The following is a 15,493-nucleotide window of genomic DNA, read 5'->3' as shown; positions in this document are numbered from 1 at the left end:
TCACGCGTCGCGCCACCGAATGGGCGAGAAATTGACGCGACACGATACCGCTCATTGCAATACTCGACAATGGACCGAACTGCCACCGTGGTTCCGGAACTGAATCGACCTATTCGTGACCAGTTCTGAACGCTGCGTAGAAGTGGTTTGTCTCACATCAATTCCTGACCAGTCCTAATAGACAAAGGGCCGTCGGTGACGGTCGGCGACCCCGTCTGATCATGTTAGGTTCGCATTCACATCTGCGGATCAATGAATCCGCACGCCGCGCGCCGGGACGCGCATCACGTCTGGACGATCCCTCCTTGGCCGTGCCCTGCGCGGAACGCCGAATTCTGGAGTGAACGCATGAAGGAGACCCTGGCGGCCCCCGTTCCCGGGCGCCGTGTCTGCCTGACCGTGCCGACCAACCGGGAGTGCACCGCCACGCTCGCCGAGGTGGTCGCGGAGGCCGCCTATGCCGCCGAGCACTTCGGCGCCGAGGTGCACCTGCTCGTGCTCGATTCCTCGGCGCATTTCGCGGCACACGCCGAAGTGCTGAGGGCCGCGGACAATGTCTGGCATCTGGACGAGCCGGCCCAGCGGCATTTCCTGCAGCGGGTGATCCGGCGTGCGGGCGTGCCGAAGCCGGAGCTGATCCTCGACCTGATGCTGCCGGGTGCGTCGTCGTACGGCGCGTGCACCAACCGTGCGTTTCTCATCGCGGCCGCGCTGGGCTGCGAGTCGGTGCATCGCCGGGACTCCGACCTCTACTTCCAGACGTACGAGGGAAACAAGATCTTCCCCATCCACGCGGAACTGTTGTCCTTGGGCAGGCCCGCCCACCTGGCCGTGACCACCGAGAACCGGCTGGATCCCGCGTTGCGGAACACCCCGGTCGCCATGGTCGGCGGGTCGTTCGTCGGCGAGATGTCCGTCGACCTCGGTGACGTCGCCGGCCGCGACGCCTATTACGACCTGGTGAGCCTGTGGGCGGCGGAGGGCACGTCGGAGGAGGAGAAGCGTGCCCTGGTCGAGGAGTCCTTCACCGGAAGCGAACCGTTCGACGGGGACCGGTCGCTGCTCGCGGTGGTGGACCCGATGCGAGTCGACATGCACAACATCAGCTTCCACGGGCTGCACGAGCGGGTGCCGCTGCCGCCGGCCACCGACACCATCGGCAGCGACTACTTCCTCATCCACGTGGCGGACAAGGCGCGGCTGCCGGGGGTCTGGCACAACCGGCACATCGTCAACTTCCACACGGCGGAACGCAAGACCGATGCCGGTTTCCTCGCCTACCAGCTGCGGTTCGCCAAGTTCATCCTGTCGATGTACTACTTCCACTTCATCTACGAGCGGATGACCAGCGACGACCCGGCCGCGATCGCCGCGATCGTGCGGGCGAGCACCTGGCAGCCCCGCGAGCCGAACGAGGTGAAGATCGAGCTGCTCGAACGGGCGTACCGCAGGCTCGGCGGCCGGTTCACTGCCGTGGCGGACCGCATCCGCGACGACCGGGAGCGGCTGCTCATCGAGGCCCGCCGGGACATCGACGACTTCGCCGTGCTGATCGACGTGTGGGCGCCGCTGGTGGAGGCGGCACGGGCGGAGAAGGTCCGGGATGTCTGAGGGGCCGCACGTACGGTCCGCCCTTGCCGGCGCCGACGAGGACCGGATCGTCTACGACCTGACCGGCATCGACCACCAGTACGACACGCTGCGCCGCGAGCTGCCGGGCGTCAAGGTGCGGTTCGCGATGAAGGCGTGCCCGGTGCCGGAGGTGCTGACCTGCCTGGCCGAGCGGGGCTCCGGGTTCGACGCCGCCAGCCCCGGCGAGATCAGACTGGCGCTGCGCACCGGCGTGTCCGCGGACCACGTGCACTACGGCAACACCGTCAAGTCGGACACGGAGATCGCCGACGCGTACGCGCAGGGCGTCACCACCTTCGCCACCGACTGCGTGGAGGACGTACGCGCCATCGCCGGCCACGCTCCCGGCGCGCGTGTGTTCTGCCGCCTGGCCACCAGCGGAGAAGGCGCGCTGTGGGGGCTGACCGGCAAGTGCGGCACCGAGGACCCGGTCGGCGTCCTCGAGGAGGCCCGCCGGCTCGGGCTGAACCCGGCCGGCCTCTCCGTCCACGTCGGATCGCAGCAGATGACCGTGGGAGCGTGGGAGCGTGCCGTCGGCGCCCTCACCGCCGCCCTGACGCAGCTGCGGTCCCGCGGCATCCACCTCGACTTCGTCAACCTCGGCGGCGGGCTGCCGGCCCAGGGCTACCTCGACCGCTCCGGCGCGCCGCTGAGGCCCCCGACCGCCGGCATCTTCGCCGCGATCCGGACCGGCATGCGCAGGCTCCGCGACGCCTCGGGCGAGGCCCTCGACTTCATCGTCGAACCCGGCCGGTATCTCGTCGCCGACCACGGTGCCATCCGCGCGCACGTCGTCCGCCTGACCGTACGCCGGCAGCCGTGGCTGTACCTGAGCTGCGGCCGCTTCAACGGGCTGTACGAGTCCGACCAGCTGCGCTACCGCCTGGAGTTCCCGGGCCGCATCGGCAGCCGCACGGTGCCTGCGGTCGTCGCGGGTCCCACCTGCGACAGCGACGACACGTTCGGTGGCGCGCCGGTTCCGGTGCCGGCCGACGCGGCCTCGGGCGATCCGGTGTGGATCCGCTCCGCCGGTGCCTACGCCAGTAGCTACACCACTCTGGGCTTCAACGGCTTCGACCCGCTGCCCTGCGTGGCCGTCCGCGCGGAACGGGTCCGGCCGATCGGCGCCGGTGACTGGCCGGCGATCGCCGCGCTGGAGGCGGCCACGTACGGGGCGAGCGGCCTGTCCGAGAGCCGCGCCGTGCTCGAGTCCCGGGCCCGCAGCTCCCCGGCGACCTCGTTCGTGCTCGACCTCGGCGACCGCGTCGGTGGCTACCTGCTCGCGCTGCCCTACCCGCCCTTCCGCTTCCCTCACCCGGACCGGGCGGAGCACACCGTGCACCGCTCGTCGAACCTCCACCTGCACGACATCGTCGTCGACGACCGCATCCGCGGTCGCGGCTGGGCGCGGCGCATGCTGCGACATCTCACCGACACCGCGAAGTCGTCACGGTACGAGCGCGTCTCGCTGATCGCCGTCGGTGGCACCACCGGCTTCTGGTCCGCGCAGGGCTACCGTCCCCACCCCGAGGTGTCCCTGCCGGCCGGGTACGGCCCAGGCGCCGTCTACATGTCCCGCGCGATCGAAAGCTGAGCACACCCATGGCCCGTACCAGCGACTTCCGCCGCTCCCAGCTGGCGATCGCCGCGCTGTTCTGCTCGCTCGGCTTCCAGTACTCGACGTGGGCGGCCCGGATCCCCGCACTCGCGGACCGCCTCGGCCTGACCGCGGCGGAGGTCGGCGTCCTGCTGCTGGCCGCCGGGGTGGGCGCGGCGGTGTCGTTCCCGCTCGTCGCCAAGCTGATGGCCGCTCTGGGTTCCCGGCGCCTCGCCGTCGGTGCGGCCCTCGCCCTGACCGCGGCCCTCGCCGGGCTCGCCGTCGTCCCGAACTACCCCGCCGCGCTGGTCGTCCTGTTCGCCGACGGCATCGCGGTCGGCTGCCTCAACGTGGCGATGAACGCCCAGGGCGCCGCCCTGGAAGCGGCGTTCGAGCGTACGACGATGGCGAAACTGCACGCCATGTTCAGCGGCGGCATCCTCGCGGCGGCGCTGATCGCCTCCGGAGTCACCGCGCTCACCGAGTCGGTGCCGGTGCACTTCGCCGTGGCCGGTGCCCTGCTGCTGGTGCTGGTCGTCGCGGCGCGGCCGGCGTTGCTCGACCACGACCTGCCGGCCGCGCCGAAGGACCCCGGGCGCCGATGGGCGCTGCCGTCGCGGCTCACCGTCGGCCTCGGCCTGGCGATGTTCTTCGCCACGATCACCGAGGGCGCGATGACCGACTGGTCCGCCCTCTACCTCGAGAAGGTCGTGCACGCCGCCCCGCACGTGCTGCCGCTGGGTATCGCGGTAACCTCCGCGACGATGGTGACCGCCCGGCTGTTCGCGGACGGCTGGCGCGAGCGCTGGGGAGACAAACGCGTCGTCCTGACCGGTGGCACGCTCGCCGGCGCGGGACTCGCCGTCGCCCTGGTGACCGGCGGGGTGGCACCGGCGCTGGCCGGCTTCGCGTGCGTGGGGCTCGGTATGGCCGCGGTGAGCCCCTGCCTCTACGTGGCCGCCGCCCGGGAGGGCTCCACGGCGCTCACCATGGCCGCCGCCATGAGCACCACGGGGCTGCTCGCCGGTCCACCGGTCATCGGGTTCGTCGCCGAGGGCAGTGGCCTGGTCCGGGGAATGGGCGCGGTGGTGCTCACCGCCTGGCTGGTGGTCCTGTGCGTGGCACCGATGCGCTGGCCCTCCCGTGCCGCGACGAGGGAGCCGGAGCCCAGCGGCGCCTGATACAGTCCAGGCACCAGAGGGAAAATCGTGAGTCGGTACGGGACTCGCGGGCGTACGCGGTCTCTGACGAACCGCCACTTCTTCACACCGAAGGAGTGCGCGCGTGAGAACCCGTCGTTCAGCCCTCGCCGGCCTGTCGGCCGTGTTCCTGGTCGAGATGCTCGACAACTCGATCCTCAACGTCGCTCTGCCCACCATCGGGCGCGAGCTCTCCGCGTCGGCGACGGCGCTGCAGTGGGTCACCAGCGCGTACGCCGTCGTGTTCGGCGGCCTCATGCTGGCCCTCGGCGCGCTCGCCGACCGGGTGGGCCGGCGCAGAGTCATGCTGGTCGGGCTGGCGCTGCTCGCCGTGACGAGCCTGGCCACCGCGCTCGTCACCACGGCAGCGCAGCTCATCCTCGTCCGGTCGGCGATGGGCGTCGCGGCCGCCATGACGACGCCCGGCTCGCTCGCCCTGGCGTTCCGGCTCTTCGATGACGACCGGCTCCGCGTACGGGCGACGACGCTCATCTCGACGGTGGGTCTGGTCGGGCTCGCGGTCGGGCCGACGGCGGGTGGCTTCGTCCTCGCCTTCGCCCCGTGGCAGGTCCTGCTGCTGGTGAACGCGCCGATCGCCGCGCTCGCGTTCATCGGCATCCGCCGCGGCATCCCCGCCGACCGGGCGGACGACCTGCACCGTGACCCCATCGACGGTGCGGGCGCGCTGCTCGGCACGGCGACCATCGTGCTCACGCTGGTCGCACCGACCCTCTTCGTCGAGGTGGGTGCCGGATCGTGGCTCCCGTGGCTGACCACGGCGGCGGCCGTTGTGGCCGGGGCCCTCTTCGTGGTCCGCGAGCGCTCGGCCCGTCACCCGCTCCTCGACCTCCGGCTCGTCGCCCGCCCGCTGGTGTCGAGCGGCCTGGCGTTCAAAGGGGCGGCGGGACTGGCGACGGCCGGTCTCGGCTACCTGGTGACACTGCAGCTGCAGCTCGAGTGGGGCTGGACGCCGGCGCATGCGGCCATCGGGATGCTGCCGCAGGTCGTCGTCCTCATCGCCGGCGGTGCCGTGATCGGTCCGCTCGTCGGTCGCGTCGGTCTGGACAAGGCCGCCTGGCTCAGCGCCGGCGCGGTCGTGTGTGGACTCGCGGTCTACGGACTGCTGGGACGTTTCGGGTATCCGTGGGTCGCCGTCGCGCTCGTGCTCTGCGCCGCCGGCATGCGGGTGGTCGGCGTCGTCGCCGGGACCAACGTGATGCGTGGCCTGCCGCAGAACCGCACGACGATCGGCGCGGCGCTGGTCGACACCGCGAGCGAGGTGACGACCGGTATCGGCGTCGCCGTCAGCGGCACCATCCTTGCCGCGCTCTTCACCGGCGAGATCGCCTCGTCGAACTGGTCCGTCGATCAGACCGCGGAATTCCGTGAAGCGGTCACGTGCGCCGGCCTCGTGCTGACCGGGGTGGCCGCGGCACTCGTCGGATGGGGCATGGTCAAGGCTCGCACAGCCGACCGCGTGGCAAGTCCTGAGCCGGCGCCCCGCTAGGGCTTCCGGGCGACCGCGCCGTACATCGCGACGTGCGCGGGATCCGGCCGGGGCGCGGTCTCGTGTTCCGCGCGCCACTCGGACACCGGCGTCACGCCCGGCTCGACCAGCTCCAGCCCGTCGAACAGCTCGGTGAACTCGTCGCGCCCCCGGGGCCAGATGTTCGTCACCCCGGAGGCCAGCGCCGCGTCGTACGCCGCGGCCGTCTCGGGCGACAGCGGGTCCTTGGTCGCGTTCGTCACGGCGAGGTAGCTGCCGCTGGGCAACGCGTCCAGCAGGGTGCGCACGATCGGCTTGCCGGCGCCGTACCCCTCGATGAAGTGCAGGACCGCCACCAGCATCAGCGCGACCGGCCGGCCCAGATCGAGCGTGGCGAGCAGGTCCTCGTTCGCGAGGATCTTCGCGGGGTCACGCAGGTCGGCCTCGATGTAAGTGGTCCGCCCCTGCGGCGTGCTGGTCAGCAGCGCCCGGGCGTGGACCATCACCATCGGGTCGTTGTCCACGTAGACGATCCGGCTCTCCGGGGCCACGCGCTGGGCGACCTCGTGGGTGTTGTCGGCCGTCGGCAGGCCCGTACCGATGTCGAGGAACTGCCGGATGCCCGCCTCCGCCGCCAGGTAGTGGGTGGCGCGCTGCAGGAAGCGCCGGTTCTCGAGGGCGGCGATCCGTGCCGTCGGGAAGGTCTTGAGGATCTCGTCGCCCGAGGCCCGGTCCACCGCGAAGTTGTCCTTGCCGCCCAGCCAGTAGTTGTAGCGGCGCGCGGGCTGGGGGGTCGAGCTGTCGATCTGATCCGTCACCAAGGCCTCCACGATGGACGTGAAGGCGATTCTAGGCCCCGTGTCCGGGAGGCACTTCCTCGCCCGGCTTCGGCGGGGGCGGCGGCGTCCCGTCACCGAACGGCCGCCCGCCCAGCTTCTCCCGCCCGTGCTCGCTCAGCCAGCCCGACAGGTCGGGGCCCGCGGGCACGATGCCGGTCGGGTTGATGTCCCGGTGCACCTCGTAGTAGTGGCTCTTGATGTGCACGAAGTCGATCGTGTCGCCGAATCCCGGGGTCTGGAACAGGTCCCGCGCGTACGCCCACAGCACCGGCATCTCGGTCAGCTTGCTCCGGTTGCACTTGAAGTGACCGTGGTAGACCGGATCGAAGCGCGCCAGCGTGGTGAACAGCCGCACGTCCGCCTCGGTGATGGTGTCCCCGGCCAGGTAGCGCTGCCCGCTCAGCAGCTCCGACAGCCCGTCCAGGCGGTCGAAGAGACGGTGGTACGCCTTCTCGTACGCCTCCTGGGAGCCCGCGAAACCGGCCCGGTAGACGCCGTTGTTCACGTCCGCGAAGACATACTTGTTGATCTTGTCGATCTGGTCACGCAGCTCCACCGGATACAACTCCGGCGCACCCTCCCGGTGATACTGCGTCCACTCCACGGAGAGGTCGATGGTGATCTGCGCGAAGTCGTTCGTCACCACCTGCCCGGTCGGCACGTCCACGATCGCCGGCACCGTGATTCCCTTGTCGTAGTCCGGGTAGCGCTTGAAGAACGCCTCCTGCAGCCGCTCGATCCCCAGCACCGGGTCCCGCCCGCCCGGATCCAGGTCGAAGGTCCAGCTGCGCTCGTCGTGCGTCGGCCCGGCGACGCCCATCGACAGCACGTCCTCCAGTCCCAGGAGCCGCCGGACGATGATCGCGCGGTTGGCCCAGGGGCACGCGCGGCTCACCACCAGCCGGTAGCGGCCCGGCTCGACCGGATAGCCGTCGCGGCCGTCCGCGGTGATCCGGGTGGCGATGTAGCGCTGGTCGCGAGTGAACTCACCGGACGTCGACACGTAAGCCATAGCCCCATCATTCCCTTCACCGAGGAATTTTCACCGGACTCTTTCCCGCGGGCGCGACGGTCCGGCCGCTTCCGCAGCGCACAGGGGCTGGCGCGGCCGCGCTGGCCCGGCTCCGGCCGGGCTTCGGTCTCAGGTGCTCACCAGTCGTGCGAGCACTCCGATCGGCCGCGCAGGCAGCCGTAGTCCTCAAGCAACGCGCTGCGATGCCGATGCGGTGGTCGATGCCCGTCGACCCAGGAGGTGGATTGAGCCGGTGGGTGTGGCATTGGCTGCGGTTCCGCATGTCCTCATGCTGGTCGGCATGGCCTTGGGCATCCTCGGCGCCGAGGGAACTGATCGGGGCTGTGCGGCTCTCATCGGCTTCGGAGAGGTCTAGGTCGTCCCGACCGCCCTCCTGGCAGCCTTCTTTCTGCGCTTCTCGCCCCGATGGAGTGATTGGTCCGCCGGCGTAGTGATCAGCACGCTCCGCGGAGCGGTGCTGGTGCTGACTGCGACTTTGATCGTGGGCAACGGCGCAAGCTGGTCCTGACGTCTGTCGCTTGCCCGGGCTCGGGGTGAATCAAGAGGCGTCGCAAGGACGCTACCGACTGGCTCACCCGTGGCATGCCGCGGCCGTGGCGAGTCACGCTGAGTGGATCACGACACCTCATTGGCGAGCTCAGCGCTGGTGTCCGGGCCTGACGCCCGTCGCGTCAACCGGGACATCCGGCACTTCGCATGGACGACCGCGCCAACGTGCCGCGCTCTGTCTGCGGCAGGTCGATGCGCTCGATCTCGGGGCTGGTTCGTTGTTTTTGCATGCCGGATGTGGGGATAATCCGGTCGGCTACGGCTGATTTCATGTGCGGATCGTCCAGTCGGCCGCGGATGATTTCTTGATATGAGATATCCGGGCTCTGTGTCGTAGAAATCGGAGAGCGCCGGGGATAATGAGAAAATGGCGCAGCTCGCATTGTTTCCCACGACGAATATGCGGGGCCGGGCGCTGCGTCGCAATTATTCGCCGGCGGCTGAGGAGTTCCGGCGCAAGCATGAGCGGCACCGCTCCTGGGGCTTGATGCAACGTCACTCTCGGCGCCTGCGCCGGCTGCGCGACGCCGACGATCACGTCGCGGGCCCACGGCCCGTCACTGATGACCTCCGCCCTGGCGCCGCCGGCCGTGATGACCTCCGTCCGGGGGCGCCAGCAAGCATGACGCGCCGGGGTGACACATCTGATCATCGCGAGCGGTCGGGAGGTTCCGCTCCACACGACGAACCGGGGCTCGGCGCCGCATCTCAGGACGGCAGGGAGCAAAGCGGCGGCGCGGAAGCTCACCGGTCTGAGGCGGTGGCCGCGGGGCGGGCGCGGGCGGCCGGCTCGCCTGCTTTCATGGGGTGCGGCAGGCGCGCATGGAAAGCGGGCATGGTCGACGCCCGCCCGCCGATTCCGTGCGCCCGACTATTCCGGCGCAAAGAACCATCGGCAATTGTCATGCCGGGCCGGCCAGGTGGCCGTCGCCGATTACGCCAGAAGGGCGAGCGAGGCCCTCCCCCCATCGTCGGCGACGGGACCCCGGGGTGCAGCGGTCCGGTGCGGGCACTGTGGTGTCGGCGAGCGCCGGGTTGCGGTGCCGGTTCTGCAACGCCAGGTTGCGGTGCCGGTTCGCCGAGCGCCTGGTTGCGCGCACCGCGGAGGCATTGGCGGCCTGGCTGCGAGCGCATCCCGGCGTGCAGGCCATCGCCGCGACCGCGGCGGCGCCCACGCCGAGGGGGGCGGTCCAGATCGCCTACCGCTACCACCTCTGGGCCACCATCGACGAGGCGGCCGAGAAGACTGTCTGGGCCTACCGACAAATGCCTCGCCGAACCGCCGCCGCGACCCGCCTGGCGAGCACGTCGATCCGGCGGATCAACGTCGCGCCGAGTCACGAGTTCACCAAAGATGAGTAAGAGCTCGTCGCTCAACGAGCCTAGGAGCTGACGCTGGTCACCCTCGAAAAGTGCGAAGGCCCGGCCCGCCGGGCCGGGTCTCGCGGTCAGTGCTCAATCAAGTGCTCGGTCGGGGTCGTGTGCTCAGTCGCGGGCGCCGGTGAGGTGGGGGCGCAGGGCCAGGAGCAGGCCCAGGGCGACGTAGCCGATCAGCAGGTGGCCGGCGCCGACGAAACGGCCGGCCGAGGCGCCGAGGATGCCGAACGCCGGGACGCTCACGACCGCCCAGCTCTCCGCGACGAGCGGCCAGAAGCGGGCCGGGCCGCGCCAGCGGCCGGCGAAGGCGATCTTCACGCCGATGATGAACATGCCGAGCATGGACAGGGGCCAGAAGGCGTCGAGCACCGCCAGCCAGGCGTCGTCGCGGAAGGACGGGACGAGGCCGTGCAGTACGGTCCAGATCGTCGCCAGGGTCAGCAGGGCGTACTCCGTTCTGAGCATGCCCCGGGCCACCCGCGAGGTGCCCGTGGCCGCCGTCCGCAGCTGCATCGTGACCAGTGCGAAGAGGGAGAGCTGGAAGGGGATCGCGCCCAGATCGGTGATCAGGACGTCGAGGTCGGCGGTCGACTGCGGGTTGACCGCGGCCATCGAGGCGGCCCAGATCAGCGAGCCGACGGCGACGAAGGCGCCGGTCCGGCGGACGTGCGAGCCGGTCGCGGCGACGGCGACCGGGGTGGTGACGTCGGTGCGGGCCTGGGCCGGAGTGGTGGTGATCGTCATGGCGTTCTCTCCCTGCGGAAGTGGTGGTCGTCGGTGACGGGGAGAACTCTGCCGAGGACGCGTCCCGGGCCGTCAGGGCCGCGCGCCCCCGGCCCGGTCCCGGGAAATGTCCCGGGAAATCCGGGACACCGGTCCCCGGGTCCGCGGGACCCCTGCGCTGCGACGATGAGCCGGTGACCTCGCACGCACCCCCGCGCCCGCGCGTGATGCCGGCCGCCGAACCCGCGCCCCGGCGCGTCCTGCCGGCGGTCGTCGGCGTCGCCGCCGTCGTTGTCGCGCTCGCCGCGGTGACGACCGCCGCGATCATCGACGGCGCCGTGCCCGCCTCGCACCGCGCCGTCACCCAGCTGGACCTCGGCTGGGTCGCCGGGGTGGCCGGGGTGTTCCTCTGCGCTCCCGGCGCGCTGCTCCTGCATCGCCTGCCGCGTCATCCCGTCGCGTGGGTGCTGCTGATCACCGGCGTCCACTGGGCCCTCGACGGGGTGGCATGCGCGTGGCTGGCCTACGCCACGCTGAGCGATCCGGCGCTGCCCGGCGCCGGCTTCGCGTTCTGGCTCTATCAGCGGCTCGGTGCGTCGCTGCTGCTGTCGCTGCCGCTGATCCTGCTGCTCTACCCGGACGGGCGCCTGCCCCGGGGACGCTGGCGTATGGCCGCTCTGGCGGGGCTGGCGACCACGGCGCTCCTCCCCGTCGTGCTGCTGTTCGCGCCGTCCGACCTCGCGCAGGCCGACGCCGGTGGCCCCCTGCCGGCGCCGTTCGCCGGGCTGAACCTGGACCTCACCACGATCGCGCTGCCCGCCGCCGTGTGGAACCCGTTGCTGGCCCTGGCCGGAGCGCTGGTGCCGGTCAGCCTCGTCGTCCCCTTCGCGGTGGTCGTGGGCCGCTACCGGCGGTCGGCCGGTGACGCCCGGCGCCGGGCTCGGATGCGCTGGCTGCTCTGGGCCGCCGTCGTCGACGTCCTGGTCATGCTCGCGACCACCGTGCTGCCCGTGGCCTGGACGTCGATCAACCTGACCGTGGCCGTGAGCCTCACCGGGATCGCGCTGACGATCGGCATCATCGCGCCGCAGCTGCTCGACATCGACCGTCTCCTCGGCGGCACCCTGCTCTACGCCGCCCTCGCCCTGTCCGTCCTGGTCGTCGACGCCTGCGTGCTGGGCGTGGCGAGCGCCGTGCTGGGTGAGCGGCTGGCCGAACGCGACGCGGCGGTGCTCGCCATGTTGCTGGTCACCGCTGGGTACGGCCCGCTGCGTCAACGGCTGTGGACGCTGGTCCGCCGGCTCGTGCGCGGCCGCCGCGACGACCCGTACGGCGTGGTCTCCGGCCTGGCCGAGCAGCTCGAGCGGCAGGACCGGCCGGAGGAGCAGCTGGTGGCCGTGGCCCACGGCGTCGCGGCGGCGTTCCGGGTGCCGTACGTGGCGGTCGAGGTGGACCGGCCGGGCGGGGAGAGCGTCGTGGCGGCGTCCGGGGTGGCGCCGGCCGACACCGAGGTACTGCCGATCGCGTACCGGGGGGAGACGGTCGGGCGGCTGGTGCTGCCGTCGAAGCGGGGCTCGTTGTCGGCGCGGGACCAGCGGTTGCTCGGGGACATGGTGCGGCAGGCGGCGATCGCTGCGCGGACCGCGTACCTGGCCGCGGAGCTGCAGCGGGGCCGGGAGCGGATCGTGGCCGCCCGCGAGGAGGAACGGCGCCGGCTGCGCAGGGACCTGCACGACGGGCTGGGACCCACCCTCGGCGGCGTGGCGCTGCGGATCGACACCGCTCGCAACCTCGCCGCGCGCAAGCCGGAGGAGGCGGACCGGTTGCTGCGTCAGGCGCGCGAGGACGTCACCGCCGCCGTCGCGGACGTGCGGCGGCTGGTGCACGACCTTCGGCCGCCGGCCCTGGACGACGTCGGGCTGCTGGGTGCCGTACGCCAGCAGGCAGACCGACTCCGCGCGCCCGGCCTGACCGTCACCGTGGCGGGCGCGGACCTCGACGGGTTGCCGGCGGCGGTGGAGGTGGCCGCGTACCGGATCGTTTCGGAGGCCCTGACGAACGTGGCGAAACATGCCCGCGCGACCTCGGCCCGCGTGTCGCTGTCGCGCAGCGATGGCGACCTCGTCGTGGAGGTGGCCGACGACGGCGCCGGCATCCCCGCCGGTACGCCCACCGGGGTGGGCCTGGTGTCGCTCCGCGAGCGCGCCGCCGAGCTGGGCGGTGACTGCCGGATAGAGTGCCCGGACGGCGGCGGTACCGTCGTCACCGCCCGCCTGCCGCTGGGCGCCGACGCGGAGGTCACCTCATGACTGACCCGGTACGGGTGCTGGTCGCGGACGATCACCCGATCTTCCGGGACGGGCTGGCGATGCTGCTCGCCTCGGTGGACGGCCTGGAGGTCATCGGCACCGCCGCCAACGGCCGGGAGGCGGTCGCCGACGCGGTACGCCTGCTGCCCGACGTGGTGGTGATGGACGTCCAGATGCCGGAGCTCAACGGGGTCGAGGCGACCCGCGAGCTCGCCACGCGCGCGCCCTCGGTGGGCATCGTCGTGCTCACCATGTCCGAGGACGACGGAACGGTCTTCGCCGCGGTGCGCGCGGGCGCCCGTGGCTATCTGGTGAAGGGCGCGGAGCAGGAGGAGATCGTCCGCGCGATCACCACGGTGGCCTCCGGCGGGGCCGTCTTCGGCGCCACGCTCGCCGCCCGCATCGCCCAGTTCTTCGCCGCCGGCCCACCCACGCCGACGACCGCCTTCCCGCAGCTCACCGCCCGGGAACGGGAGATCCTGGACCTGCTGGCGGCGGGCCGCTCGAACGGCCAGATCGCCGCCGCGCTCTATCTGTCGCCGAAGACGGTGCGCAACAACGTCTCCAACGTCTTCGCCAAGCTGCAGGTGGCCGACCGCGCCGAGGCGATCGTCCGGGCCAGGGAGGCAGGTCTCGGGCGGTAGCCCCGCGGTTCTGGCAGGGTTGATGCATGAGATCGAAGATCAAGTGGACGACCTCGGTGCCGTTGGTCGCCGTCGCCACGCTGGTCCTGACGTGGGGCCGCGACCTGCCGCCGCCGCTGGTGGTCATCAGCGCCCTGCTGCTCGCGGGTGCGGTGCTCGCCGCCGTGCACCACGCGGAGGTGGTCGCCCACCGGGTCGGCGAGCCCTTCGGCTCGCTGGTGCTCGCGGTGGCGGTGACCGTCATCGAGGTGGCCCTGATCGTCACCCTCATGATCAGCGGCGGCGAGAAGGCGCAGGCCCTCGCCCGGGACACCGTCTTCGCCGCCGTGATGATCACCTGCAACGGCATCCTGGGAATCTCGCTGCTGGTGGGCGCGGTCCGTCGCCGGATCGCGGTCTTCAACCCGGAGGGTACGGGCGGAGCCCTTGCCGCCGTGGCGACGATCGCCGCGCTGAGCCTGGTGCTGCCGAGCTTCACGACCAGCCGTCCGGGACCGCAGTTCTCGCCGGCCCAGCTCGCCTTCGCGGCGGTCGCCTCACTGGGCCTCTACCTGCTGTTCGTGCTGGTGCAGACGCGCCGGCACCGCGACTACTTCCTGCCCATCACCACGGCCGGCGAGGTGATCGACGCCGAGGAGCATCTCGACCCGCCCACCGCCCGGGCCGCCCTGACCAGCCTCGGCCTGTTGCTGGTCGCCCTCGTCGCGGTGGTCGGCCTCGCCAAGGGTGTCTCCCCGGCGATCGAGTCCGCCGTGGCCGGAGCCGGCCTCCCGCAGGCGGTGGTCGGCGTCGTGATCGCGTTGCTGGTCCTGCTCCCGGAGACGATCGCGGCGGTCCGGGCGGCGGCCCGCGACCGCATGCAGACCAGCCTCAACCTGGCCCTGGGCTCGGCCATGGCCAGCATCGGCCTGACCATCCCGGCGATCGCGGTGGCCATGATCTGGCTCGAAGGCCCGCTGCTGCTGGGCCTGGGCGGGACACAGACGGTGCTCCTCGCGCTGACGGTCGTGGTCGGCACGCTGACGGTGGTGCCGGGGCGCGCGAACGTCCTGCAGGGCGGCATCCACCTCGGACTGCTGGCGGTCTTCCTGTTCCTGGCCGGCAGCCCGTAGCCCTGCGGACAGCTCCGGCACTTGTGTTGACACAAAGCCGGGAAGTCTGCTCTTGTATCAAAGGCTTGATACAAGAGGTGGGCTCGCGTTCGGGGCCACCGGGTACGGAGGATCCGGTTGATGCGTCTCAGATACGTCCTGAACGAGGCGTTGGTCGGCCTGTGGCGCAACGCGACCATGACCATCGCCCTGATCATCACGATGGCGGTGTCGCTGACCATGCTCGGTGCCGGCGTGCTGCTGTACTGGCAGGTGGAACAGGCGAAGGACTATTACTACGCCCGGATCGAAGTCTCGATCTTCCTCCGGGACGACATCACGGACGCCCAGCGGGCCGCTCTCGGCGCCGCCATCGACCGTGACCCGCTCGTGGCGAGCAAGCGGTACGAAGACAAGTCGCTGGCCTACAAGCGGTTCAAGGAGGCCTGGCGGGAGTCGCCGGACCTCGTGGGTGCGGTCGGGCCGGGCGCACTGCCGGCGTCCTTCCGGGTGAAGCTGAAGGACCCGGAGCACTACGCCGCCTTCGCGAGTCGGATCCACGAGCAGCGGGGCATCGAGACCATCGTCGACCAACGCCGGCTGCTGGAGAAGGTGTTCAGGATCTTCGCCGGCGCCCAGCGGATCGCCCTCGTGACCGCTGCGGTCATGGCCGTCGCCGCCGTGCTGCTCGTCGGCAACACCATCCAGGTGGCGGCGTACAGCAAGCGACGAGAAGTCGCGGTGATGAAACTGGTCGGCGCGTCGAACTGGTTCGTGCAGGCGCCGTTCGTCGTCGAAGCGATGGTGGCGGGTCTGGTCGGTGCCGCGGCCGGATTCGCAATGCTTCTCGGCGGTGAGCTCCTCATTCCTCCGGAGTGGACGCGCGCGGTGCCGCCCCTGCCGGATGACCGGGTGTGGTTGATGCTGCCCTTGCTGGCGGCCGCCGGTGCCGGGGTGAGCGGATGTACCGCATGGCTCACCCTGCGGTTCTACGTCCGCGTCTGACCGTCGGCC

The 15,493-nt window shown here is 71.3% G+C and carries 12 protein-coding genes; 9 read left to right on the top strand and 3 right to left on the bottom strand.

The window, feature by feature from the left end:
* Positions 1 to 348: 348 nt before the first annotated feature.
* The 4 genes from AB0J80_RS04315 (at position 349) to AB0J80_RS04300 (ending at position 5,935) form a co-directional block, all read left to right on the top strand.
* On the top strand, positions 349 to 1,611 hold the full coding sequence (locus AB0J80_RS04315) for a DUF6271 family protein (protein WP_364700256.1): 1,263 nt from the start codon (positions 349 to 351) through the stop codon (positions 1,609 to 1,611).
* Positions 1,604 to 3,226, top strand: a complete 1,623-nt coding sequence (locus AB0J80_RS04310; protein ID WP_364700254.1) for a GNAT family N-acetyltransferase — start codon at positions 1,604 to 1,606, stop codon at positions 3,224 to 3,226. Before AB0J80_RS04315 ends, AB0J80_RS04310 begins: the two co-directional genes overlap by 8 nt.
* Positions 3,227 to 3,234: 8 nt before the next feature.
* Positions 3,235 to 4,410: an MFS transporter gene (locus AB0J80_RS04305; RefSeq protein ID WP_364700252.1), complete on the top strand. Its 1,176-nt coding sequence runs from the start codon at positions 3,235 to 3,237 to the stop codon at positions 4,408 to 4,410.
* Positions 4,411 to 4,513: 103 nt separating this feature from the next.
* Positions 4,514 to 5,935 (top strand): MFS transporter, encoded by a 1,422-nt coding sequence (locus AB0J80_RS04300; RefSeq protein ID WP_364700250.1) that lies wholly within the window; start codon positions 4,514 to 4,516, stop codon positions 5,933 to 5,935.
* Here the strand turns inward: AB0J80_RS04300 and AB0J80_RS04295 are convergent.
* On the bottom strand, positions 5,932 to 6,735 hold the full coding sequence (locus AB0J80_RS04295; RefSeq protein ID WP_364700248.1) for an SAM-dependent methyltransferase: 804 nt from the start codon (positions 6,733 to 6,735) through the stop codon (positions 5,932 to 5,934). The genes AB0J80_RS04300 and AB0J80_RS04295 overlap by 4 nt on opposite strands.
* A 28-nt stretch (positions 6,736 to 6,763) precedes the next feature.
* On the bottom strand, positions 6,764 to 7,765 hold the full coding sequence (locus AB0J80_RS04290; protein WP_364700246.1) for a glutathione S-transferase C-terminal domain-containing protein: 1,002 nt from the start codon (positions 7,763 to 7,765) through the stop codon (positions 6,764 to 6,766).
* 1,560 nt (positions 7,766 to 9,325) lie between these two features.
* On the opposite strand from AB0J80_RS04290, the gene AB0J80_RS04285 reads away from it, so the two are divergent.
* Entirely contained in the window at positions 9,326 to 9,697 is a 372-nt protein-coding gene (locus AB0J80_RS04285) for a hypothetical protein (RefSeq protein ID WP_364700244.1), read from the top strand.
* Positions 9,698 to 9,820: 123 nt separating this feature from the next.
* Here AB0J80_RS04285 and AB0J80_RS04280 read toward each other — a convergent pair whose 3' ends face one another.
* Entirely contained in the window at positions 9,821 to 10,456 is a 636-nt protein-coding gene (locus tag AB0J80_RS04280; RefSeq protein WP_364700242.1) for a hypothetical protein, read from the bottom strand.
* Between the two features lie 173 nt (positions 10,457 to 10,629).
* On the opposite strand from AB0J80_RS04280, the gene AB0J80_RS04275 reads away from it, so the two are divergent.
* The 4 genes from AB0J80_RS04275 to ftsX all read left to right on the top strand — a co-directional run bounded on the left by AB0J80_RS04275 (position 10,630) and on the right by ftsX (position 15,484).
* On the top strand, positions 10,630 to 12,744 hold the full coding sequence (locus tag AB0J80_RS04275) for a sensor histidine kinase (RefSeq protein WP_364700240.1): 2,115 nt from the start codon (positions 10,630 to 10,632) through the stop codon (positions 12,742 to 12,744).
* Positions 12,741 to 13,388: a response regulator transcription factor gene (locus AB0J80_RS04270; RefSeq protein ID WP_364700238.1), complete on the top strand. Its 648-nt coding sequence runs from the start codon at positions 12,741 to 12,743 to the stop codon at positions 13,386 to 13,388. The genes AB0J80_RS04275 and AB0J80_RS04270 overlap by 4 nt, the downstream gene beginning before the upstream one ends.
* Before the next feature lie 26 nt (positions 13,389 to 13,414).
* Positions 13,415 to 14,500 carry an ionic transporter y4hA gene (locus AB0J80_RS04265; RefSeq protein WP_364700236.1) on the top strand — a complete coding sequence of 362 codons (1,086 nt, stop codon included), beginning with the start codon at positions 13,415 to 13,417 and terminating at the stop codon, positions 14,498 to 14,500.
* Positions 14,501 to 14,620: 120 nt separating this feature from the next.
* Complete coding sequence (gene ftsX / locus AB0J80_RS04260; protein ID WP_364700234.1) at positions 14,621 to 15,484, top strand: permease-like cell division protein FtsX; 864 nt, start codon at positions 14,621 to 14,623, stop codon at positions 15,482 to 15,484.
* Positions 15,485 to 15,493: the final 9 nt, after the last annotated feature.

The organism is Actinoplanes sp. NPDC049548, from assembly GCF_040676695.1.
GTDB lineage: Bacteria > Actinomycetota > Actinomycetes > Mycobacteriales > Micromonosporaceae > Actinoplanes.
The sequence above is the reverse complement of the archived record's forward strand: the minus strand, read 5'-3'. Positions and strand labels throughout refer to the sequence as shown.

Coding starts and splice junctions, on each gene's coding strand:
- AB0J80_RS04315 (WP_364700256.1), top strand. CDS start 349: ATGAAGGAGACCCTGGCGGCCCCCGTTCCCGGGCGCCGTGTCTGCCTG.
- AB0J80_RS04310 (WP_364700254.1), top strand. CDS start 1,604: ATGTCTGAGGGGCCGCACGTACGGTCCGCCCTTGCCGGCGCCGACGAG.
- AB0J80_RS04305 (WP_364700252.1), top strand. CDS start 3,235: ATGGCCCGTACCAGCGACTTCCGCCGCTCCCAGCTGGCGATCGCCGCG.
- AB0J80_RS04290 (WP_364700246.1), bottom strand. CDS start 7,765: ATGGCTTACGTGTCGACGTCCGGTGAGTTCACTCGCGACCAGCGCTAC.
- AB0J80_RS04280 (WP_364700242.1), bottom strand. CDS start 10,456: ATGACGATCACCACCACTCCGGCCCAGGCCCGCACCGACGTCACCACC.
- AB0J80_RS04270 (WP_364700238.1), top strand. CDS start 12,741: ATGACTGACCCGGTACGGGTGCTGGTCGCGGACGATCACCCGATCTTC.
- AB0J80_RS04265 (WP_364700236.1), top strand. CDS start 13,415: ATGAGATCGAAGATCAAGTGGACGACCTCGGTGCCGTTGGTCGCCGTC.
- ftsX (WP_364700234.1), top strand. CDS start 14,621: ATGCGTCTCAGATACGTCCTGAACGAGGCGTTGGTCGGCCTGTGGCGC.